General features: G+C 69.7%; 21 protein-coding genes. 10 read left to right on the forward strand and 11 right to left on the reverse strand.

Going from position 1 to position 22,338, the window contains the following annotated elements:
* Positions 1-9: 9 nt before the first annotated feature.
* A complete protein-coding gene (locus tag G6N30_RS08185) occupies positions 10-1,146 on the reverse strand; it encodes an alkaline phosphatase family protein (RefSeq protein WP_134051685.1) in 1,137 nt (378 codons plus the stop codon).
* A 29-nt stretch (positions 1,147-1,175) separates the two neighbouring features.
* The gene (locus G6N30_RS08190; protein ID WP_134051688.1) at positions 1,176-1,703 is read right to left on the reverse strand and encodes a peptidoglycan endopeptidase; all 528 of its coding nucleotides are present in this window, start codon (positions 1,701-1,703) and stop codon (positions 1,176-1,178) included.
* 358 nt (positions 1,704-2,061) lie between these two features.
* On the opposite strand from G6N30_RS08190, the gene G6N30_RS08195 reads away from it, so the two are divergent.
* A complete protein-coding gene (locus tag G6N30_RS08195; protein ID WP_134051691.1) occupies positions 2,062-2,826 on the forward strand; it encodes an ArsR/SmtB family transcription factor in 765 nt (254 codons plus the stop codon).
* Between the two features lie 5 nt (positions 2,827-2,831).
* Here G6N30_RS08195 and G6N30_RS08200 read toward each other — a convergent pair whose 3' ends face one another.
* Genes G6N30_RS08200 through G6N30_RS08215 form a run of 4 tightly spaced genes read right to left on the reverse strand, consistent with a single transcriptional unit; the run spans position 2,832 to position 6,756 of the window.
* Positions 2,832-3,503, reverse strand: coding sequence for an alpha/beta hydrolase family protein (locus G6N30_RS08200; protein ID WP_134051695.1), 672 nt, complete (start codon positions 3,501-3,503; stop codon positions 2,832-2,834).
* Positions 3,504-3,512: 9 nt separating this feature from the next.
* On the reverse strand, positions 3,513-3,953 hold the full coding sequence (locus G6N30_RS08205) for a response regulator (protein WP_134051697.1): 441 nt from the start codon (positions 3,951-3,953) through the stop codon (positions 3,513-3,515).
* A complete protein-coding gene (locus G6N30_RS08210) occupies positions 3,950-5,542 on the reverse strand; it encodes a sensor histidine kinase (protein WP_134051700.1) in 1,593 nt (530 codons plus the stop codon). Before G6N30_RS08210 ends, G6N30_RS08205 begins: the two co-directional genes overlap by 4 nt.
* Positions 5,539-6,756, reverse strand: coding sequence for a PP2C family protein-serine/threonine phosphatase (locus G6N30_RS08215; protein WP_134051703.1), 1,218 nt, complete (start codon positions 6,754-6,756; stop codon positions 5,539-5,541). The genes G6N30_RS08210 and G6N30_RS08215 overlap by 4 nt, the downstream gene beginning before the upstream one ends.
* A gap of 154 nt (positions 6,757-6,910) precedes the next feature.
* Here G6N30_RS08215 and G6N30_RS08220 point away from each other — a divergent pair, with 154 nt between their 5' ends.
* From G6N30_RS08220 to G6N30_RS08230, 3 genes are all read left to right on the forward strand, one after another.
* On the forward strand, positions 6,911-7,687 hold the full coding sequence (locus G6N30_RS08220; RefSeq protein WP_134051705.1) for a M15 family metallopeptidase: 777 nt from the start codon (positions 6,911-6,913) through the stop codon (positions 7,685-7,687).
* Positions 7,688-7,838: 151 nt separating this feature from the next.
* Entirely contained in the window at positions 7,839-9,068 is a 1,230-nt protein-coding gene (locus G6N30_RS08225; RefSeq protein ID WP_179965563.1) for an acyltransferase family protein, read from the forward strand.
* A 117-nt stretch (positions 9,069-9,185) separates the two neighbouring features.
* Positions 9,186-9,878 (forward strand): Rv0518 family GDSL lipase, encoded by a 693-nt coding sequence (locus G6N30_RS08230; protein ID WP_134051708.1) that lies wholly within the window; start codon positions 9,186-9,188, stop codon positions 9,876-9,878.
* A gap of 18 nt (positions 9,879-9,896) precedes the next feature.
* On the opposite strand, the gene G6N30_RS08235 is transcribed toward G6N30_RS08230, so the two are convergent.
* From G6N30_RS08235 to G6N30_RS08245, 3 genes are all read right to left on the reverse strand, one after another.
* A complete protein-coding gene (locus G6N30_RS08235; protein WP_163687472.1) occupies positions 9,897-10,799 on the reverse strand; it encodes an aminoglycoside phosphotransferase family protein in 903 nt (300 codons plus the stop codon).
* Between the two features lie 80 nt (positions 10,800-10,879).
* Positions 10,880-13,129 (reverse strand): catalase/peroxidase HPI, encoded by a 2,250-nt coding sequence (gene katG, locus G6N30_RS08240; RefSeq protein WP_134051711.1) that lies wholly within the window; start codon positions 13,127-13,129, stop codon positions 10,880-10,882.
* A 59-nt stretch (positions 13,130-13,188) separates the two neighbouring features.
* A complete protein-coding gene (locus G6N30_RS08245; RefSeq protein WP_134051714.1) occupies positions 13,189-13,650 on the reverse strand; it encodes a Fur family transcriptional regulator in 462 nt (153 codons plus the stop codon).
* A 108-nt stretch (positions 13,651-13,758) separates the two neighbouring features.
* Here G6N30_RS08245 and G6N30_RS08250 point away from each other — a divergent pair, with 108 nt between their 5' ends.
* The 5 genes from G6N30_RS08250 (at position 13,759) to G6N30_RS08270 (ending at position 20,753) form a co-directional block, all read left to right on the forward strand.
* The gene (locus tag G6N30_RS08250; protein WP_166674577.1) at positions 13,759-14,190 is read left to right on the forward strand and encodes a type II toxin-antitoxin system Rv0910 family toxin; all 432 of its coding nucleotides are present in this window, start codon (positions 13,759-13,761) and stop codon (positions 14,188-14,190) included.
* 37 nt (positions 14,191-14,227) lie between these two features.
* Positions 14,228-15,739 (forward strand): acyl-CoA carboxylase subunit beta, encoded by a 1,512-nt coding sequence (locus tag G6N30_RS08255; RefSeq protein ID WP_134055060.1) that lies wholly within the window; start codon positions 14,228-14,230, stop codon positions 15,737-15,739.
* A gap of 43 nt (positions 15,740-15,782) precedes the next feature.
* The gene (locus G6N30_RS08260) at positions 15,783-17,147 is read left to right on the forward strand and encodes an aldehyde dehydrogenase family protein (RefSeq protein WP_234880072.1); all 1,365 of its coding nucleotides are present in this window, start codon (positions 15,783-15,785) and stop codon (positions 17,145-17,147) included.
* 241 nt (positions 17,148-17,388) lie between these two features.
* The gene (locus G6N30_RS08265) at positions 17,389-18,186 is read left to right on the forward strand and encodes a peptidoglycan-binding protein (RefSeq protein ID WP_134051717.1); all 798 of its coding nucleotides are present in this window, start codon (positions 17,389-17,391) and stop codon (positions 18,184-18,186) included.
* Between the two features lie 38 nt (positions 18,187-18,224).
* Entirely contained in the window at positions 18,225-20,753 is a 2,529-nt protein-coding gene (locus G6N30_RS08270; protein ID WP_276026866.1) for a hypothetical protein, read from the forward strand.
* 13 nt (positions 20,754-20,766) lie between these two features.
* On the opposite strand, the gene G6N30_RS08275 is transcribed toward G6N30_RS08270, so the two are convergent.
* Positions 20,767-20,988: a hypothetical protein gene (locus G6N30_RS08275; protein WP_134051723.1), complete on the reverse strand. Its 222-nt coding sequence runs from the start codon at positions 20,986-20,988 to the stop codon at positions 20,767-20,769.
* A gap of 84 nt (positions 20,989-21,072) precedes the next feature.
* Between G6N30_RS08275 and G6N30_RS08280 the strand changes: the two genes are divergently transcribed.
* Positions 21,073-21,855: a hypothetical protein gene (locus G6N30_RS08280; protein WP_134051725.1), complete on the forward strand. Its 783-nt coding sequence runs from the start codon at positions 21,073-21,075 to the stop codon at positions 21,853-21,855.
* 5 nt (positions 21,856-21,860) lie between these two features.
* On the opposite strand, the gene G6N30_RS08285 is transcribed toward G6N30_RS08280, so the two are convergent.
* Positions 21,861-22,307 carry an MOSC domain-containing protein gene (locus G6N30_RS08285; RefSeq protein ID WP_134051728.1) on the reverse strand — a complete coding sequence of 149 codons (447 nt, stop codon included), beginning with the start codon at positions 22,305-22,307 and terminating at the stop codon, positions 21,861-21,863.
* Positions 22,308-22,338: the final 31 nt, after the last annotated feature.

Here is a 22,338-nt window from a genome sequence, read left to right on the forward strand (position 1 = left end):
GCTCGGTGGTCAGGCGTAGGCGAGCAACAGCGGAACCCGCTGTTCGAGATCGGTCAGCGAGCCGTGCTGCCCGCGCAGCGCCGACTCCACCGGTTCCGTGGTCCGGCGCACCAGCGCCGCGGAATCCCTTGCGGCGACGACGATGTCGCCGATCCGACGCCGCGTCTCGTCGGCTACGTGTGCACCGAACCAGCCCGCGTCGATGGCCTCGTCGCGGGTGGCGACCCACGCCATGTCGCCGAGGGTCTCCCGCCAGGCCGCCAGCACCGCGGGAGCGGCCCCGTCGGCGGTGTAGACGTACCGGGCGCGCGCCTCACCGGCGACGTCGTCAACTCCGTCGCGCAGCGCGGGACACTCGTCGAGGTCGAGGATGCGGTCCGGGTCGACCGCCACCATGCCGTGGTCGGCGACCACGGCGAGCAGCGCGCCGGGAGGCAACCCGGCGACCACCGACTCCACCAGCCGATCCACCTGGCGCAACTGCATCCGCCACGCCGTCGAGCCCGGCCCGTACAGGTGTCCGAGCAGGTCGAGGTCGCCGTGGTAGCCGTAGCAGAAGCCGCCCTCGGCGAGCACTGAGCGCACCGAGGCGGCGAGGTCGCCGAGACCGTGGACCCCCACGTAGCGGCCGCCGCGCAGCACCGCGCGGGTCAGACCGGACCCGGTGAACTCCGCATTGGACACCACGCGCACGGCGACACCGGCGGATTCCGCGCGTTCGAATGTCGTCGGCATCGGTTGCACCACTTCCGGTGGCACGGCGGCCCGGAGGTCTTCGCCCCATGGGTGAGGACGCCAGCGCAGCGGGTTGATCACCCCGGCACCGGGCAACCGGAAGGTGTACCCGACCATGCCGTGGGCGCCGGACCGGCAACCGGTCCCGACGGCGGCCAGGCTGGCGACCGTGGTGGACGGAAACCCGACCTGCAGCGTCTGCCCGCGCAGCCCGGCCAGGACCGGCGCATCGTCGGCGTGCCGATCGAGCAGTTCGGCACCGAGGCCGTCGATGAGCAGCACGCACGCCGACCCGATTCCGGTCGGCAGATCGATGCGCGCCTCGAAGCCCGGCGCCTCCATGGCGGCGAGCACCGAGGGCACGACGTCAGCGAGGTGCGGCAGATCCGGATCCGGCCGTGGAAGCTGCATCCGAGCAGCGTGTCACACCCGGCGGACGGTCACGCGGCGATCGGCGGCGCACCCGGCGGCAGCGGCGCACCCGGTGGCGGGGGAGGCGGCAGCGGAGCACCCGGCGGCGGGGGAGGCGGCAGCGGAGCACCGGGCGGCGGGGGCAGCGGAGCACCGGGCGGCTGCGCCGGCACCGGGATCTCGGGGGGCGCGGGCAGGAACATCCGGTTGGTGAACTGCGGCTGGTGTGCACCGCCGCCACCGACCTTCACGCCGCGGCCGCCCTCACCGGACGACACCGGGGTGCCGTCGGGCAGCGTGACGGCGGCATGGCCGCTGTTCCAGCCGATCACCAGCGCGCCCGGTTGCGAACCGTGCTGGAACCCGCGGGCCAGCAGCTCGCCTTCCATGTTCGCGGTGGTGAATCGGTCGCCGTAGATGGGTCGGCCGGTCGCGGCGTTGCTGACCCAGGACGCCAGGCCGGAGCAGTCCGTACCGGCGGGGCTGTCACCGCCGGAGACGTACGGCGTCCCCGAAACCGAGTTGACCAGTGACATCAACGTGACGAGAGCAAACATGTCGGCGGACAGTAGCAGAGCCCGAAAACGCTCTCAAAACCTATGAGCGCGTTCACGTTTACCCAATCCTGTGACGCGGATCGCTGCGCAAGAAGGCGCTCGACGTGCGTAAACATGATCAGTCCCGAGTCATCGACGTCCGCGGTCGACACGTCGAGTAAACCGTCATCGCCGCAGGGCGCAGTGCAAACGCGCAGTGCGGAACCATTCCGGCAAACCGCGCCCCCATACGCTGTCCGGAGGGCGGGTCCGCCGGATCATCGTCGCGGGGGCTGCGCCCTCGACCGCTTTGACTCGCAACCGACCGGGTGCATATCGTGACTCATGCAGCCAGATGGTTGCACGATGGGACGGTCGAATGGATGAGGTGTTCAGGGCGCTCGCCGATCCGAACCGGCGCCGCCTGCTCGACAGCCTGAACCTGCGGGACGGGCAGACGCTGGGCGAACTGGGCGCGGTTCTGGCGACGACGCGCCAGGCGGTGAGCAAGCATCTCGCCGTGCTGGAGGCCGCGGGTCTGGTGACCACGGTGCGCCGTGGCCGGGAGAAACTGCATTACCTCGACGCCGAACCGATACGTGCCCTCTCCGACCGTTGGATCCGCCAGTACGAGCGCCCGCGGGAGGAGGCAGCACCGCCGCCCACACCAGCGCCGCCTGCCGAACCGGCGTCTGCGCCTGACTCCTTCGTCTACACCCTGTACCTCCGGACGACCCCGGAGCGCCTGTGGCAGGCGATCACCGGCCCGGCGTACTCCCGTCGGCACATGGGCCATGCACTGGTCTCGACGTGGCAGAAGGGCGCCGGGTACACCTGGGTCGACGGCGATCTGGAGATCGACGACACCGATCAGGTGGTGCTCGACGCGGACCCGTACCGGCGGCTGGCGCTCACCTTCCCCGCGTTCGTGCCGTCGATGGCCGAGGCGGACCAGGAGACGCTCGACCGCGCGGCGCGAGAGCCGCGCTCACGCGTGTCGTTCGACATCCGGCCGGCGGGGGAGCAGGTCGAACTGACCCTGGTGCACGAGGGTTTTGTCCCGGAAAGCGCTGTGCGCCAGATGATTTTGCAAGGGTGGCCGCGAAAGCTGTCCGACCTGAAGAGCGGACTGGAGCAGGTGTAGGGCCGTCAGCGAACGGGCGGTTTGGCGACGATGCCCGCCACCTCCGCGGCGACGGCCAGGCTCGCGGCGTCGTCGGCGGGTTCGTACCGGTCGGCGGCGGCGTCGTAGCGCGCGCCGACGATGTTCGCGTGGTCGGCTGCCAGTTCGATGTACTGCACCCGCCAGCCCGCCGCGCCCGCCTCGGCGGCGAAGTCGCGACCGGCGGTGACCGGGATGACGTCGTCGGCGCTGCCGTGCACCAGTGTCATCGGCACCCGGGCACCGGCCGCAGACGGCGGCGTCAGCGGGTCACCGGAGATCGGATCGGGGGCCATGAACGCACCCGCCAGGCACACCGTATGGGCGATGCGCACCCCATAGCCGACGGCGCCGAACGTCAGACCCGCCGCGGCGGCCCCGCCCATCGACCATCCGACGACGATCAGACCGTCGCCGGCGCCCGGCTGCTCCGCGGCGTAGCGGGCCGAGGTCAGCAGATCCGACCGGCCGTTGTCCGCGGCGTGGGAGTTCCAGTCCGCTGCCAGCACCGCGTAGCCGTGCTCGGCGACACGTTCGGCCAACGGCCGTACCGCGGCCCTCGAATCGGTCTGCATCCCGTGCCAGAGCAGCACCACCGGGGCGCCGGTTTCGCCGTACAGGTCGACCGAACGCCCCGGGGCGTACTCGAAGGTCTTCATCGGGGCGGGTCAGCTCTGCGGCAGGCGGACGACCTGGACGAAGAACTCGTCGATCTGGCGCACCGCGTTCATGAACTGGTCGAGGTCGACCGGCTTGGTGACGTAGGCGTTGGCGTGCAGCTTGTAGCTGCGCAGAATGTCTTCCTCGGCCGACGAGGTGGTCAACACGACGACCGGGATGTGGTTGAGATCAGGGTCGGATTTGACGGTCTCGAGCAGCTGCCGGCCGTCGTACTTCGGCAGGTTCAGGTCGAGCAGGATCAGGTCGGGCCGCGGCGCGTTCTCGTATCCGCTGCGGCGGTAGAGGAAGTCGAGCCCCTCCTGGCCGTCGTGAGCGACGTGCAGGGTGTTGCTGATCTTGTTGTGCTCGAACGCTTCGCGGGTGATCAGCTCGTCGCCCGGATCGTCTTCGATCAGCAGGACGTCGATGGGGCGGGTGGACGATGTCATGGGTGGGCTCCTTCCAGAACCACTTCGGGTTGTTCGTGGACGGCGACCGGGAGGGTCATTCGGAACCGGGTGCCTTCGGTGTAGCTGTTGTCGATCCAGATCGTTCCGCCGTGGTACTCGACGATCTTCTTGCACAGTGCCAGCCCGATGCCGGTGCCGCTGTAGGCGTCGCGGCCGTGGAGCCGCTGGAAGATGACGAACACCTTCTGGGAGAACTCTTCGGCGATGCCGATCCCATTGTCGGACACGGTGAGGAGCCACTGCCCGTCGCGGTCGTCGGTGCCGCGCTCACATTCGATCACGATCCGCGGTGCGGTGTCGGGCTTGCGGAACTTCACCGCGTTGCCGACCAGGTTCTGCCACAGCATCGCCAACAGGGTCGCGTCGCCGGAGACCTGCGGCAACGGCTCGGACGGACGCACGATCTCGGCGCCGGACTCTTCGATCGAGGTTTCCAGGTTCGACAGCGCGGCGTCGAGAGCCTCGCCGAGATCGACGTCGGTGTGCGCCGCGCTGAGGCGCCCGACCCGGGAGAAGGTCAGCAGGTCGTTGATGAGCACCTGCATCCGCTTGGCGCCGTCGACCGCGTACTTGATGTACTCGGCGCCGCGTTCGTCGAGTTTGTCGCCGTACCGCTTCTCGAGCAGCTGGCAGAACGAGGCCACCTTGCGCAGCGGTTCCTGCAGGTCGTGGGACGCGACGTAGGCGAACTGCTCCAGCTCGGCGTTCGATCGCCGCAGCTCGATGGTCTGCTCGTCGAGCTGTTCCTGGGCGGCCCGCGACGACTCGAGCTCGTCGATGATCCGCTGCCGCATGTCCTCGACGTCGGTGGCCATGCTGCGCACATCGCGAGGGCCGCGGGCGACGATGCGTTCGTCGAAATGGCCCTCGGTGATGCGGCGGCACGACGCGGCCAGCGCCGAGAGCGGGCGAACCAGTGCACTGCGGGCCAGAATCGCCAGTACCAGCGCGGTCACGAAGAAAGTGACGATGATCCCGGCGAGGACACGGTCGCGCCAGCCCTGCACCCGGTCCAGTTCCTTGATTCCCGCGGTGCGTGCCGCCGCCAGGTCGACGTTCTGCACGTGGAACAGCGCGCGGATGTTGTCGAACTCCTCCTTGCCGCGCTGGATCAGGGTGTTGTCGGCGACGCGGGGCACGCCCGGGCGCACGCTTTGGATGAAGGGCTCGGCGTAGGTGGCCCGCCATTCGTCGGTGGCGCGCTGGACCGCGTCGAGATCGGCGATCAGGTTGGAGTGGTCGCCGACGAGTGCCCGGATCTCGTCGGCCGCCTCCCGCTCGGTCTGCTGACCCTCGTAGTAGGGCTCGAGGAACTGCTCGTCGGCGGCGATCGCGAAGCCCCGCACGGCGGTCTCCTGATCGCGCAGCGCGGCCTGCATCCGGTAGGCCGCCACCCGCGACGGCTGGATCTTCTCGATGAGCTCGCGAGACACTACGTCGGTGCGGTTCATCAGGATCGCGCCGGCGAACGCGCCGGCCAGCACGAGAACCCCCATGACGGCCAGGACGACGTTCAGCCAGCCCTGCACGGTCAACTGGCGTCCCCGCCTGCGGGCGGGGGCCGTCACGTCGTGCGCTCCACGCGGACTACCGCGATGTCGTCGGTCAGTCCGCCGTGCGGCCGGGCACACTCCTCGGCGCGGTCGATCAGCGTCTCGACGAACTGCGGACCGGGCAGCGTTGCCATCGAGCGGGCCAGGGCCAGCAACCCCTCCTCGCCGAGACGTTCGTTGCCTTCGCCGGAGTGACCTTCGAACAGGCCGTCGGTCAGCAGCAGCAGACCATGGCCGGCGGGCAGCTCCAGTTCGGTCAACGGCCACGCGGCACCGCCGAGGCCCAGCGCGGGTCCCGCGGGCGGTTCCAGCCACTCGACACCGTCGGGGCTGTGCAGCAGCATGCCCGGATGACCGGCGCGCACGGCGTTGAAGCTGCGGTCCCTCGGCGAGAAGGCCAGGCTCATCACGGTCGCGAAGATGCCGGGGCCGGGCCGCTCGGCGCGCAGGATCCGCTCCAACTGCTGCATGCGCTCGTTTCCGCGCAACCCGGCGAAGGTCAGCGCGCGCCAGCCGATCCGCAGGGCCACGCCGAGCGCGGCCTCGTCCGGACCGTGACCGGAGACGTCACCGACCATGACGTGCACGGTGCGGTCGGGGGTCTGCACGAAGTCGTAGAAGTCACCGCCGAGCAGCGCCTTGGGCCGGCTGGGCCGATATTTGGCGATGATGTCGACGCCGGGGTCCTCGAGCAGCAGCGGCGACGGCAGCAGACCGCGTTCGAGCCGGGCGTTCTCCTGTGCCCGCAGATGGCTGGCGTGCAGGTCGACGGCCGTCAGCTCGGAGCGCTTGCGCTCGATCGCGTACAGCAGGGACCGCCGCAGCATCTCTGGTTCGACGCGGCCCTTGACGAGGTAGTCCTGGGCGCCGGAGGCGACCGCCGACACGCCGTAGCGTTCGTCGACGTGGCCGGTCAGCACCACGATCGGCAGCGTGGGGTCCAGTCCGCAGATCTTGTCGACGGCGTCGGTGCCGTTGGCGTCGGGCAGGTTGAGGTCCAGCAGCACACAGTCGGGCCGGGACGATTTGATCTCCCGTGCCGCATGCGCCATCGATTCCGCCCACCGCAGCCGGATATCGGCGACCGCGTCGACGATCAACTCCTCCACGAGCAACGCATCGCCACGGTCGTCCTCGACCAGGAGCACCGTCAACGTGTCGAATTGCGTCATGGGAGCAACAACGGGATCGGGCACAGGCCTCAGTTCTGAGTCATGCGGCGCGAGCATCGACAAATCCGTCCTTCAGTTCATCACCGCGGCCGCGCTGACCTCTTCTTCAGTGATAGCCCCCTGACAATACCGAAGGGTGCTTACGCGGGCGTTGATCCGGCCTGCCGGATGCCCGTCACCGTCGCTCTGCCGGGTAGCGTCGGCACCGGATATGAGCCTGTCTTCCATCCGATTCCGACGGCGCACGAGCCGCCGCCCGGCGACGGCGCTCGCGGTGGCGGTCGCCGCCGCGACGCTCGTCCAGTGCGGTGCCGACCCGCCGCCGCGCGGCCAGCCCTCGCCGCCGTCGCCGCCGTCCCCTTCGTCATCGACCTCCGCGGCGCCCCATCCCGCGCTGACCTCGCCGAATGCGGCCCCGCCGCCGCGTCCGTCCGCCCCGAACGTCACCTCCGTCACCGCGGCCGACCTGGGTGCCACGTGGCGGCCGGGCTGCCCGGTCGGGCCGGAACGGCTGCGTCGTGTCGAGCTGGACCACCTCGGCTTCGACGGGCAGACCCACCGCGGCGCGCTCGTCGTCGACGAGGCGTTGGTGGAGCCGGTCATCGACGTCTTCGCCCAGCTCTACCGGCTGGGCTATCCCATCGCGAAGATGCGCACGGTCGACCACTACCCGGGGGCCGAGGACGAATTGTCGATGCGCGACAACAACACGTCGGCCTTCAACTGCCGGGGGATACCGGGTTCGCAGAGCTGGTCCTACCATGCCTACGGCCGGGCGATCGACCTGAATCCCTTGCTCAACCCCTACATCGGCCGAAGCGGCGCGGTGGAGCCCGCGAACGCGGGCCCGTATGCCGACCGCACGCGCACCGATCCGGGGATCCTGCACGCCGGCGACCCGGCCGTTCTCGCCTTCACCGGCCGTGGGTGGGCCTGGGGCGGCGATTGGCGCACACCGAAGGACTACCAGCACTTCGAACAACCGTGAGGCCGCCGGACTGACGAGTTCGCAGCAGTGCCACAGGTTTCGGAGACGCATTGCGCCGCGGCTCGCTGCTACTCTGCCTAACGCTGCCCGATGAGCGCGGGGGGCGGCCTACGAAACCGAGCCCGGACGAAACAGCAGACTCCCTCACGAAATGAGTGTTGTGCGCAGCGGAGAGATCAAGGCCCTGTCGGGTCTGCGCATCGTCGCCGCGGTGTGGGTGGTGCTGTTCCATTTCCGGCCGCTGTTGGCGCAGGCCGCACCGGATTTCAGCGCCGCGATGGCGCCGCTGCTGGACTGCGGCGCCCAGGGCGTCGACCTGTTCTTCATCCTCAGCGGTTTCGTGCTGACCTGGAACTACCTCGACCGCATGGGCCACTCCTGGTCGACCAGAACGACTTTGCGTTTCCTGTGGCTGCGACTGGCCCGGGTGTGGCCGGTCTACCTGGTGACGATGCACCTGGCGGCCGCCTGGATCATCTTCACGCTGAACGTCGGTCACGTCCCGTCACCGGCGGTCGAACAACTCACCGCCACGAGTTATCTGCGGCAGTTGCTGCTCGTCCAGTTGTGGTTCGCACCGTACTTCGACGGAACGAGTTGGGACGGACCGGCCTGGTCCATCAGCGCAGAGTGGTTGGCGTATCTGCTGTTCGGGGTGCTGGTGCTGGTGATCTTCCGCGTGGCTCGGGTGACCAGGGCGCGCGCGTTGTTGTGGCTGGCACTCGTGGTGTCTCTACCGCCCACGGTGCTGCTGCTGGCCACCGGCGAGTTCTACACCCCGTGGAGCTGGTTGCCGCGCATCGTCATGCAGTTCACCGCAGGCGCATTGGCCTGCGCCGCGGTGCGCAAGCTGCGACCGACCGAGCGCGCCCGCCGCGGATTCGGCTGGCTGTCCCTGGCGATCGCGGCCACCATCGTCGGCAGCCTGTACTACCTCGATGCGAACCCGCCCGCCTCGGTACGCGACGCCAGCGGTCTGGTGGATGTGCTGTTCGTGCCGCTGGTGGTGGCGCTCGCGGTGGGTGCGGGCACCCTGCCACGGCTCCTGTCGGCACGGCCGATGGTGTACTGCGGCCACATCTCGTTCGGCCTGTACATGGTCCACGAACTGGTGCACACCGCGTGGAACTGGGCGGCGGTGCAGTTCGAGATCACCCTGACGCCCGGTCTTTCCGGCAGTTCCGTGGTGCTCGGTCTGGTCGCCGTTGCGGTGGTCGGCGCGGTCGTGCTCTACCACGGGGTCGAAGAGCCGGCGCGGTTGTGGATGCGCCGGATGGTCGACGTCCGCGATTCGACGACGAGCCCGGTCGGCGGGCGGCCGCCGACCGCACAGACGTCGTCTGAAGAGGGCATCGACCACGTGCCCGCGCGCGTCGGATGACGCGATTTCGAGACCATCACGAAATCGCGTCGGGGATCGCCGACCGCGGCGCGGACACCTAGGCTTTCGGAATCGTGAGGTGCGGCGTCTCGGTGCCGTTGACTGTGGAGGTAAGCGGTGAGTCGCCTGGTCACCTTGGTGCTGTCGGTTGCGCTGCTGGTCGGCCTCGTCGTCGCTCGTCCGCTGCCCGAGCGCAGCGACGAGATGGTGACGCTGCAGTTCGCCGGCAGTCGCGTCGCGGTCGTCGGCGACTCGTACACCACCGGTAGCAACGAGGGCGGCGAGGGCACCAAGGGCTGGACCACGCGGGCCTGGCAGCTGCTGGCACGCCAGGGCCTGCCGGTGCGCGCCGACGTGGCGGCCGAAGGCGGCGCCGGGTACGGCACCCGAGGCAACCGCGGCAGTGTGTTCGAGGATCTCACCGCGCGGGCGGTCAAGGCCGACGACCACCTCGTGGTGTTCTACGGCTCCCGCAACGACCAGAACGTCGAGCCGACGCTGTACTCGATCATGGTCTACGGCGTCTTCCAGCTCGCTCGCCGCACCGCACCGCAGGCCCGGTTCCTGGTGATCGGCCCACCGTGGCCGACCGCTGACGTGCCGCCTGCGATCACCCGCATCCGCGACAGCCTCCGCTACCAGGCCGGTCTGGCCGACGCCACCTTCGTCGACCCGATCGCCGAGCGGTGGTTCGTCGACAATCCCGAACTCATCGGCGCCGACGGCGTCCACCCGACCGATGCCGGACACGTCTACATGGCCGACAAGATCGCCCCGCTCATCGCCACTCAGCTGACCCGACACGTGTGACCCCGGGCGCCGAGAAGCTCATTCCTGAACGGCTTTGGCCACCGCGACACACACCGTGAGCCACGCCGGATCCGGACGCGCCGCCCGGCTCAGCTCCCACACCGCGTTGTGCACCATGCGCAGGATGACCCACGCGCGTGCCCGGTCCTCGTCGAACGGCGCGGTGTCGACCAGCGTGTAGAACCGCCGCCGTACGCCGTCGCGGACGTCGCCGGCCAGTTCACCCCAGCGGTTCCACAGCATGGGCGCGATCTCGAAGTGGCGATCCCCGCTCAGGGGTTTGGGATCGATCACCAGCCACGGCTCCGCTGCACCGGGCGGTGCGGCCAACACGTTCTCGTAGTGCAGATCGGTGTGGAGCAGGACCGCACCGCCAATGGATTCGGACATCAGGTCGCGGCTGAGGGTGAGTGCCTGCTCGACGAGTCGGCGCGGCACCGGGCTGTTGCGCGGCAGGGCCACGAGCTCCGCATTGCGAAGCTCCAACCACGTTGTGAGCGTGCGCAGTTGAGGCAGTGCGGGGACGTGAATGCGGCGGTAGAGCTCGCAGACTGCGGCGCAGGCCTCGACGTCGGAGACGGTCGTCAGATCGCGCGAGTGCAACCGTTCGAGCAGGAGGGCGCGGCGGTGCGGCTGGGCGCTCAGCATGCGCACGGCGCCGTTGCCCGCCCACCGGCGCAGCGCGAGGTGTTCGTGTTCGGATTCGTCGTCGGGGAAGCCGAGCTTGAGCATCGCCGGCTGATGCCGTGGCGTGAGCACCGGCAGCACAAGGGAAGTCGCGCCGTGCGTCGGTGCGCCGTCGACCCGCAACTCCCACTCGCGCAGTTGGCTCTGCGTCCATTCGGGCAGCGTCTCGACCCACCGCGCCCAGTCCGGGCCGCGGTCGGCCATCGCCAGCACCGCGGCGGGCAGTTCGATCACGTCGTCAGATGCGGAACACCCCGCGAACCGGTGTGCGGTTCGCGGGGTGCCCCTGTCGATGCGATGGCGTCAGCGCCGGATCAGAACTTCTCGAGGTCGAACCGGTCGTTGTTCATGACCTTGACCCAGGCCGCGACGAAGTCCTCGACGAACTTGCTCTTGCTGTCGTCCTGCGCGTAGACCTCGGCGATGCCACGGAGCACCGAGTTCGAGCCGAAGACAAGGTCATTCGCGGTCGCCGTCCACTTGATCTCACCGGTCGCGCGGTCACGACCCTCGTAGACGTTCTCGGTGTTCTGCGACGGCTTCCACTGAGTGCTCATGTCGAGCAGGTTGACGAAGAAGTCGTTGCTCAGCGCGCCCGGCGAGTTGGTGAACACGCCGTGCTTGGTGCCGCCGTGGTTGACGTTGAGCACCCGCAGACCGCCGAGGAGCGCGGTCATCTCCGGTGCGGTCAGGTCAAGGAAGTAGGCCTTGTCCACCAACAGCTTCTCGACCGCGGTCTTCTCGCCCGGCCGGATGAAGTTGCGGAATCCGTCGGCCTTCGGCTCGAGCACCGCGAACGATTCGACGTCGGTCTGCTCCTGGGACGCATCGGTGCGGCCCGGCGCGAAGTGCACGTCGATCTCGTAACCGGCGTCCCTGGCGGCCTTTTCGACCGCGGCGGAACCGCCGAGCACGATCAGATCGGCCAGCGAGATCTTCTTGCCGCCGGAGGCCGACGCGTTGAAGTCCTGCTGGATCCGCTCGAGCACCGGAAGCACCTGGGCCAGCTCGGACGGCTCGTTGGCCTCCCAGCTGCGCTGCGGTTCGAGGCGCAGCCGCGCGCCGTTGGCCCCGCCGCGCTTGTCGGTGCCGCGGAAGCTCGACGCCGACGACCAGGCGGTCTTGATCAGCTGCTGCACCGTCAGACCCGAGTCCAGAAGCGTGCTCTTCAGCGAGGCGATGTCCGACTCGTCGACGAGTTCGTGGTCGACCGGCGGCACCGGGTCCTGCCACAGCTGCGGCTCGGCCACCCACGGACCGAGGTAACGGCTGATCGGCCCCATATCGCGGTGCATCAGCTTGTACCAGGCCTTCGCGAAGGCCTCGTCCATCTCCTCGGGATGATCGAGCCAGCGGCGGGTGATCTCGCCGTAGATCGGATCCTCACGCAGTGCCACGTCGGTGACCAGCATGGTGGGCTTGCGCGGGGGACCGCCGAACGGATCCGGGATGGTGGCCTCGGCGTTCTTGGCCTCGAACTGCCAGGCGCCCGCGGGGCTCTTGGTCAGCTCCCACTCGTTGCCGTAGAGGATCTCGAGGTAGCGGTTGCTCCACTCGGAGTTCGTGCCGGTCCAGATGACCTCCAGACCGCTGGTGACGGTGTCGTTGCCCTTGCCGGACCCGAACGGGCACTTCCAGCCCAGGCCCTGATCCTCGATCGGAGCACCTTCGGGCTCGGGCCCGACGTTCACGTCGGCGGCGCCGTGGGTCTTGCCCAGGGTGTGTCCGCCGACGATCAGCGCGGCGGTCTCCTCGTCGTTCATCGCCATCCGGCCGAAGGTCTCGCGGATGTCGTGCGCGGCGGCCAACGGATCCGGTTTGCCTTCGGGGCCTTCGGGATTGACGTAGATCAGACCCATGGTGGTCGCACCGAACGGCTCGGCCAGCTTGCGTTCGCTGTCGTTGGTGCCGCCGTACCGCTTGTCGGTGCCCAGCCAGGTGTCCTCCTGGCCCCACAGCATCTCCTCGGGCTCCCAGATGTCCTCGCGGCCGAACGCGAAGCCGGCCGTCTGGAAGCCGGACTGCTCGAGCGCGGCGTTGCCGGCGTAGGCAATCAGGTCGGCCCAGGAGATCTTGTTGCCGTACTTCTGCTTGATCGGCCACAGCAGCCGGCGGGCCTTGTCCAGGTTGGCGTTGTCGGGCCAGCTGTTCAGCGGAGCGAAGCGCTGCGCGCCCTGCCCGGCGCCGCCGCGGCCGTCGAAGATGCGGTAGGTGCCCGCGGCGTGCCAGCTCATCCGGATGAACAGGCCGGCGTAGTTGCCGTAGTCGGCCGGCCACCAGTCCTGCGAGGTCTGGATGACCTCGATGACGTCGCGTTTGAAGGCCTCGACGTCGAGCTGCGCGAACGCCTCGGCGTAGTTGAAGTCCTCGCCGAGCGGGTTGCCCTTCTCGTTCTGCTTGTGCAGTACCGAGACGTCGACCTGCTCCGGCCACCAGTCCTTGTTGGTCAGCGGAGCGTGCACCTTGGGCTCGGGCGACGAAATGACCGGGTTCTCAGACTCGCTGTGGCTGCTGGTTTTGGCGTCCGAATGCGGGGGGCGGGCATCGGAGGTATCTGACGACACGGTGTTTCCCTTCATATTCCATACATCAGGTTGTGATGGGGCTGCGATCACGGATGTGATCAGGAACTATCTGCGGTCGAACTCTCGGGCGCGCAGTCGGGGCACAGGCCCCAGTAGATGACCTCGGCCTCGTCGAGCACGAACCCGTCGAGGGCGTCGTGCTCGGACGGCGTGAGACAGGGCGCCTCACCGATCGCGCAGTCGACGTCGGCGATCGTCCCGCACGAGCGGCAGACCACGTGGTGGTGGTTGTCGCCCACTCGTGTCTCGTACCGCGCGACCGAACCGGAGGGCTGGATCCGGCGGATCAGGCGGGCGCCGGTCAGCGCGTGCAGGACGTCGTAGACGGCCTGGCGGGACACGTCCGGCAGGCTCGATCGCACGGAGGCGAAGATCGTCTCGGTGTCTGCGTGGGGGAGAGCGTGCACCGCTTCCAGCACGGCGACCCGTGGGCGGGTCACGCGCAGATCGGCGCCCCGCAACTGGTCTACGTATTCGGACGGCGACGGCACGACAGCCATATCACCCGCTTTTTTGGATTTAGTCAAGAGTTGAGGCGGGGCGTTTCGGTGATGTCGGCGGCGGCACATTCCCCGGTCCGCAGGGCGCTCCGCCACTACTATCGCGAGGTGGCCAAACTCGAGCTGACACGCGAGCTGTCGCTGGATCCCGACGACGCTTGGGCGCATGCGTCCAACCTCGCCGAGCTGGGTGATTGGCTCGTGATGCACGAGGGGTGGCGCAGCGAGCTGCCCGACGAACTCACCGTGGGGACAACGATCGTCGGTGTCGCGGGCGCCAAGGGCATGCGCAACCGTGTCACCTGGACGATCCGCCAGCTCGATCCGCCCGAGCTCCTGCTGGTCGACGGCAAGGGCGTCGGCGGCACCAAGTACGGCATCAGGATGGCAGTGCGCCCGACGTCGTCGGGATGCGCGTTCACCGTGACTCTCGAACTCGGTGGCGCACCGCTGTTCGGCCCGATCGGTGCCGCGGCCGCCCGCGCGGTCAAGGGCGACATCGAGCGGTCGATCCGCCGGTTCGAGGAGCTCTACGTCTGAGGGTCCGCCCGCGGCGACGCGGGCGGACTTCGCCGAACTGCTGCGCCGCCGTGCGCTGACCGAGGACGCGGCGCGCCCCGAGGCGGTCGCGCGCCGCCACGCGTCCGGCGGGCGCACGGCCCGCGAGAACATCGCCGACCTGGTCGACGACGGATCTTTCGTCGAATACGGCCGATTCGCCATCGCCGCCCAGCGCGCGCGCCGCGACCTCGACGACCTGATCGCCCGCACGCCCGCCGACGGCCTGGTCGCCGGGACCGCGCGGATCAACGGCGGCGCCTGCGCGGTGCTGTCGTACGACTACACCGTGCTGGCCGGGACGCAGGGCGCGCTCGGACACCGCAAGAAGGACCGGCTCTTCGACGTCATCGAGCGGCTGCGGCTGCCCACGGTGTTCTTCGCCGAAGGAGGAGGCGGCCGCCCCGGCGACACGGACTATCCGGTGGTGTCGTCCCTGGACGTGCGGGCGTTCAAGCTGTGGGCGGGGCTCTCGGGCGTGGTCCCGCGGATCGCGGTGGTCAAGGGCCGCTGCTTCGCGGGCAACGCGGTGATCGCGGGGTGTGCCGATCTGATCGTCGCGACCTCGGACACCTCGATCGGCATGGGTGGCCCGGCGATGATCGCCGGCGGCGGACTCGGGGACGTGGCGCCCGACGCGGTCGGACCGATCGCCACCCAGGCACCCAACGGAGTGGTCGACGTCGTGGTGGACGACGAGGCGCAGGCCGTCGCGGTGGCCAGAACTCTCGTCGGCTACTTCCAGGGCTGCAGCGCGCCGGGGGAGGTGCCGGACAAAACCCTGCTGCGCACAGCGGTTCCCGAACGCGACCGGCGAGCGTACGACGTCGCGCCGATCATCCGGACGCTGGCAGACGACGGGTCCGCGGTGTTCCTGCGGCAGCGGTTCGCCAGAGAGATGGTGACCGCGCTGATCCGTATCGACGGCCGGCCGGTCGGCGTCCTGGCCAACGACACCCGTCACATGGCCGGCGCCATCACCGCGGCAGCGTCGGACAAAGCGGCCCGCTTCCTGCAGCTGTGCGACGCCTTCGACATCCCGGTGCTGTCGTTGATCGACTGCCCCGGCTTCATGGTGGGTCCGGCCGCTGAAGCAGAAGCGCTGGTGCGCAGGGGATCTCGGCTTCTGGTCGCGGGCGCGGCGCTGCAGGTGCCGATGATCGCCGTGGTGCTGCGCCGCGGATACGGGCTGGGCGCCCAGGCGATGTCGGGCGGCGGCCTGCACGAACCGCTGCTGACCGTGGCGTGGCCCGGTGCGCATCTGGGTCCGATGGGCCTCGAAGGTGCGGTGCGCCTGGGCATGCGCAAGGAACTCGAGGCGATCGCCGACGACGCGCAGCGCGAGGAGGTGGTACGCCGGGCCACCGCGGCGGCGCAGGACAACGCGAAGGCGCTCAACGCGGCCGCCGTCTTCGAGATCGACGATGTCATCGACCCGGCGCAGACCCGCGACCTGGTGGCCGCCACACTGGCCGCCGCGGCCGCCGGCCCGCGTGAGCGGCGGGTCAGGCGGTTCGTCGACACCTGGTGATCGATCGTGATTGACCGGCACGCCGCGGGGTAACACCTTGGCCGTGTCACCGACCACCGAACTGATCGTCACCGACCCCCGCACCGGAGAACCCGTCAGCCGGGTGCCCATCGCCGACGCGTCGACCTGTGCCGAAGCGGTGAAACGCGCACGGGCGGCCGCGAGCGGGTGGGCCCGCACGCCCGCTGCGGAGCGGGCCGCGGCGTTGACCGCCGCGGCCGCCGCGGTGCGGGAGGCCGCCGATGAACTCGCCGAACTCAACGAACGAGAGACGGGGAAACTGCGCGACGATGCGCTGGGCGGGGTCGACGCCGGCGCAGGCACGTTGGTGCAGTACGCCGAACTCGGACCGCTGCACCGGGGCCGAAGCCTGCACGGGCAGTGGACGGCGACCGATCTGATGGTGCCCGAACCACGCGGCATCGTGGCGGTGCTGACCCCGTGGAACGATCCCGTCGCGGTCGCGGCCGGACTGTTGGGCGCCGCCCTGGTGACCGGAAACGCGGTGGTGCACAAGCCAAGTGAGCGAAGCCCGCGTACGGGCAGGCGGTTCGCCGAGCTGCTGGCCGAGCAGCTTCCCGACGGAGTCCTCGAGATCGTCGACGGGGACGGTTCGGTCGGCGCTTCGCTGGCCTCGGCCGATGACGTCGACGTCGTCGCACACGTCGGCAGCAGCGCGACCGGCCGTGCGATCGCGCGAACCTGTGCCGAGCGGGGCGCGAAGGTGATCCTGGAGAACGGCGGCAACGACGCGCTGATCGTCGACACGGGGGTGTCGCCGCGGTGGGCCGCCGAGCAGGCGGCGATGGGGGCCTTCGCCAACGCCGGTCAGATCTGCGTTTCCGTCGAGCGGATCTACGTGGTCGACGCGATCGCCGACGCCTTCGTCGACGCGCTGGTCGACGAGGCTCGTGCCTGGGCGCAGCGCATCGGCCCGCTGGTCGACGAGCGGCAGCGCGACGTCGTCCACGAACACGTCGCCGACGCTGCCCGAGCGGGCGCGCGGATCCGCATCGGCGGTGAGCCGGCACCCGGGCCCGGATCGTTCTACCCGCCCACCGTGCTCACCGACTGCACGCCCGACATGCTCGTGATGCGGGAGGAGACGTTCGGTCCGGTGGCGCCCGTGCGCGTGGTGCCCAATTTCGACACCGCGCTGATGGAGGCCGCCGCGGACCGGTACGGGCTGGCCGCAACCGTGCTGACCAACGACATGGCGCGGGCGCAGACCGCGTGGCGGTCGCTGCCGGTCGGCACGGTGAAGATCAACGCCGCGTTCGGCGGGGCCCCGGGCGGCGCCTCGGAGCCGCGCCGCGCGAGCGGCAGCGGGTTCGGGTTCGGACCGGAACTCCTCGACGAGATGACCGCGATGAAGGTCGTCCACTGGTCACCCGCTCCACACGAGTGAATCCTGGCAAACTCTCTCGCGCCGCCGCCGACGATTTTTCCACGGCACTACCTGCGTGATCCACACCACGGTCTACGCACAGGTTAATTAGTTCTGCGCCAATCCCGCAGATCAGCCGCACTTTTCTGTGAAATTGCTGTTGATCTTGGAAGCAGATGGGTATCCGCCTCGACACCACGCCGGACACAGCCGGGTCCGGCAGCAACTCTGGCGATTCGAGCGGACGGAAAGGGTGAACGAGATGACCACCGAAGGACTGACCCCCGAGGAGCTCTTGGCGGAGAGCGCGATCGCACTGCCGGACAAGGAAGTGGTGTCGATCCTCGACCTCAACGCCGATGTGGATGTGGCCATCGACGCGGCGTCACCCATCGATCTGGCCGCCGCCGCCAACCTGAACGTCGCGGCCCCGATCGACGCGGCCGCGGGTGCCAACGTGCTGTCGTACGGATCGGGTGCGCAGGCCGCCGTCGATCAGGGCACGATGCTGACCCAGAACCTCGACGCCGACGCCCACGCCACCTCGAACCAGGTCAGCGGCATCGACCAGGGCGGGATGGACACCGACGGGGACGAGGTCCCGACCGACGGCACCACGGACGGAACGACCGACGGCGGCACCGACGGGACCGGGACGACCGTCGACACGAGTCCCGCCGCGCTGCTCGACGGAAACCTGCTCAACGTCAATGTCAATGTCGACCTCGACGCCGACCTCGCGGCTCCCATCAGCGGCGCTGTGGCCGCCAACGCGAACGTCGCGGCGCCCATCAACGCGGGCGTGGCCGCCAACATCGGCTCGGTCGACTCGGATGCGATCTCGATCGCCACGCAGGACGCCATCATCGAGCAGAACCTCACCGGCGAGGCGGTGGCGGAGTCCAACCAGGACTCGACCATCTCGCAGGGTGATTCCGAGACCGGCACCGACACCGGCGGCACCGGTGACTCCGGCACGAGCGGCACCGACTCCGGCACCGGCGGTGCTGACTCCGGCACGTCCAGCGGCGGCGACAGCGGCGGTACCTCCGCCGCCTGACCGGCGTGACGGACGACGGGAGCACTCCTGTGACCACGATGGGCGCCGAACCGACGCAGGCCGGTCTTCAGCGCGCCGACGGTGTCGAGCTGATCGGGGAGATGGCGGGATCCGGTTACCGGGTTCCGCCCTCCCTGGCCCGCCGCGCCGACGGCCAGACGGTGCAGTTGACACCGCTGCTGTACGCCGTACTGCACGCCGTCGACGGCCGCAGGACCGCAGCCGAAGTGGCAGAGGAGGTTTCGGCCGCGACCGGTCGCACCGTCAGTGCGGACAACATCGGCCACCTGGTCGACAAACAGCTGCGACCGCTCGGGCTGATGGTGCGCCCGGACGGCAGCCAGCCGGCCGTGAAGAAGCGGGACCCGTTGCTGGGTCTGCGATTCCGGTACGCCGTCACCGACCCCGAGCGCACGCGGCGGGTGACCGACCCGTTCCGGTTCCTCTTCCGGCCGTGGGTGGTCGTCCCGGCGCTCGCGGCGTTCGCGGCCGTGTGCTGGTGGGTGTTCTTCGAGAAGGGCCTGGCCTCGGCGGCCCACGACGCCTTCGAGCGGCCCGGACTGCTGATCCTGGTGTTCGTCGTGACCGTGCTGTCGGCCGGATTCCACGAGTTCGGACACGCCGCCGCCGCCCGCTACGGCGGTGCCACCCCGGGTGTCATGGGGTTCGGCGTGTACCTCGTCTGGCCGGCCTTCTACACCGACGTCACCGATTCCTACCGGCTCGGCCGGGGCGGCCGAATCCGGACCGATCTCGGCGGGCTGTACTTCAACGCGCTCGTGGCGATCGCGATCACCGGGCTGTGGCTGTGGCTCGGCTATGACGCCCTGCTGCTCGTCGTGGCGACCCAGATCCTGCAGATGCTGCGCCAACTCGCCCCGCTGGTGCGGTTCGACGGCTACCACGTGCTCGCCGACGTGACCGGTGTGCCCGATCTGTACTCCCGCATCAAGCCCACACTTCTGGGCGCACTGCCGTGGCGGTGGGGCGATCCGCAGGCCCGGCTGCTCAAACCGTGGGCCCGCGTCGTCGTCACGCTGTGGGTGGTCCTGGTGGTGCCGCTGCTGCTCGCGACGCTGGTGCTGGCGGTGTGGACGCTGCCCCGGCTGATCGGCACCGCGTGGGCCAGCCTGGACAGGCAGCAGGACGTGCTGGTCACCGCCTGGGCCGAGGGCGACATGATCCAGGCGGTCGCGCGGGTACTGGCGATGGTCGCGATCGTCATCCCGGTGGCCGGCGTGCTGTACATGCTCGTTCGCTTCGTCCGCCGTGCGGCGGTGGGCACCTGGACGGCCACGGCGGGCAAGCCGCTCATGCGGGTGCTCGCGGTGTCCGCCGGAGCGGTGGTGTGCGCGGGTGTCGCCTATGCCTGGTGGCCGGACGACGCGACGTACCGCCCGATCCAGCCGTGGGAGCGGGGCACGATCGGCGACATCGTCTACGCGCTGAAGTCCGATCAGATCGGCGGTCCGGTGCGGCGCGACGGCGATCCGCGTCTCGCAGCGGCGCCGACCTTCGTCAAGGGTCAGCAGGGTGTGCTGCAGGCGGTGTGGGACACCGACAGCCCGATGCCGACGCAGCAGCAACCGCAGTTGGCACTCATCATGGTGCCCCGCCAGGAGACCGACTTCACCGGAAGCAGCGGCAGCGCGGGAGTCGCGACGGCGCCGGCACCGGCGGGCGCCGCCGGCACCGGCCCCGACGCCGGCTGGGTGTTCCCGGTCAGCAAACCGCTCGCGCCCGAGCCCGGAGACAATCAGGCGCTCGCGGTGAACACGACCGACGGAACCACCGTCTACGAGGCGGCGTTCGCGATGGTGTACGTCACCGACAACTCCGATGCGATGAACGTCAACGAGGCGCAGGCCTACGCCTCGTGCGATTCGTGCAGTGCGGTCGCGGTGGCCTATCAGGTCGTCTTCGTCATCGACAGCGACGCCACCGATGACAACATAGTGGCGCCGCAGAACCTCGCGGGCGCGTTGAACTACGAGTGCGCCAACTGCCTCACCTACGCGTTGGCCCGGCAGGTGTTCATCACCCTCGACGAGCCGCTGTCCGAGGACGCGATGAAGGAGCTCGACGCGGTCTGGGCCGAGATGGCGCAATTCGAGAAGGACATCGAAGCGGGCAAGGTGCCGCCAGACCAGATCGAGGCGCGGCTCGACGGCTACACGACGCGGATCATGGCCATCGTCGAGGAAGACCAGCCGGGGACCATCCCCACGACGTCGGCGACCTCGACGCCGTCGACCACGGCGACCAGCGTCGCCCCGTCGACGACCACCGCGCCGACGACCTCCGCCGTCGCACCGACGGTGTCCGGTACGGCACCGCCGCCCCCGACGGGGGAGACCGCGGTGCAGAGCCCGACCGCGACGCAGACCCCGGCGGAGACGTCGTCGGCGCCCACGACGGCGGCGGACTCGGTGAGCACCGCGCCGTCGACCGCCGAGAACGCCACGACGGATTCGACGGGCGACGCGACCACCGACGGTGACACGGCGGGCACGGAATCCACGGCCGGTGACACCGGCACGTCCGACAGTTCGGCGACGACCCCCTGAACGGCGGGCCGGCTCACTCCTCGTCGGGTCGGCCGAGCGCCGCGCGGATCATCGGCAGGAACCACCCCGACAGCGGCCACACCGCGGCCAGCGCCACCGCGCACAGCACGCTGACGGTGTTGAACACCAACCGGTCGCGCCGGCCGCGGTCATCGTCGCCGAACTGCCGCCGCAGCAGCGCCGCGGTGGTCAGCAACCATCCGCCCAGGTACAGGGCGATGAGCAGATACCTCATCACACGCCGTTGTACACCACTGCGGCGCAACTCGCCCCGACGTGTTGCCGTCGGGCTCACAGTAAGCCCATAGACTGACCGCCCGTGGGCATCGTCTTGGGTTTCGCGCCGTGGGTCGTGTACTGGATTCTGCTGGGCAACGTGCCTTTCCTCGCCGCCGCCGTGGTCGCGCTGGCGGTTGCGGTCGCCGCGCTGGCGCTGGGGCCGGCGCGACACGCCCCTGGCCGCTCCCTCGACGTCGGGGCGACGGCCACGTTCGCGGTGCTGACGCTGCTCACGCTTGTGGTGAGTGAGTCGTTCGCGGAGCGCTGGCTCGCGCCGTTGAGTTTCGCGGGCATCTTCCTCACCGCGCTGGTGGGTGTCCTCACCAAACGCCCCTTCGTGCGGGAATTCGCCGCCGCGGGCCAGCCCAAGGACATCGTCGGCACCGATCTGTTCGAGCAGATCACCGTGCGGCTCACGTGGATCTGGGTCGGGATCTTCGCGGCCATGGCGGTCTCGTCGGCGGTCCCGCCGCTGATCCGCAGCGACGCGTCGATCCTGGACACCGACACACCGGTCACATTCGTCTGCTACTGGCTGATCCCGTTCGCGCTGCTGGCCGCGGGCGCGCTGGCGTCGCGGGTGCTGCCGGACCGGATGACCGCCGGGGCGGGGGACATCACTCGGAAGACGACGTTCCTCGCCTACAGCGAGGCGGCGATCGACGAGTTGTACTACCTGGCGCAGGAGCACGTGAACCGCGAGGTGGGCCCGGGCCAGGAGGCCTACAACGTGCAGGTCGGCGGCAAGGGCACCCCCCTGGTCGGTGACGAGTCCCGGCAGTCGTGGCCCGCGACGTACAAGGTGCGTGAGCGGCGGCGCTGAGGCGTTCAGCCCTGGTCCGGCGGATCGGTGATCGTCACCGGGTCCCCGATGCGGATCGTGCCCGAGCGCAGGATCCGGCATGCCGAACCCGCCCGCCCGCGCAGTGCCGCCGCCGCGCCCGCGCCGATGTCGTCGTCGAGCAACCGGCAGGGCGCGAGTATCCGCACCACTTCGAGTTCGACGTCGCCGACGGTGAGCCGCGTCCCGGGACGGGTCGGGATCTCACCTGCGTCCACGGTGATGTTGCGCCGGGTGGCGCCGTGGTCGAAGTCGTGCCCGAGGTCGCGTGCGGCGAGGTCCAGGAGTTCGGCGGATTGGATGGACACGTGCCGGTGCCGGGTGCCGTGGTAACGGTCACCGACGAGCCCCGCACCTGCTTCGGCGACGACCTCGTCGACCGGGCGGACGGGAAGCCGCCGCGCCTTGGCGGTGTGCAGTGCGACCACGATCACCGGCGCGATTGTACGGAGTCCCGGCCCGAAT

It is taken from the genome of Mycolicibacterium litorale (genome assembly GCF_010731695.1).
GTDB classification, from domain to species: domain Bacteria; phylum Actinomycetota; class Actinomycetes; order Mycobacteriales; family Mycobacteriaceae; genus Mycobacterium; species Mycobacterium litorale.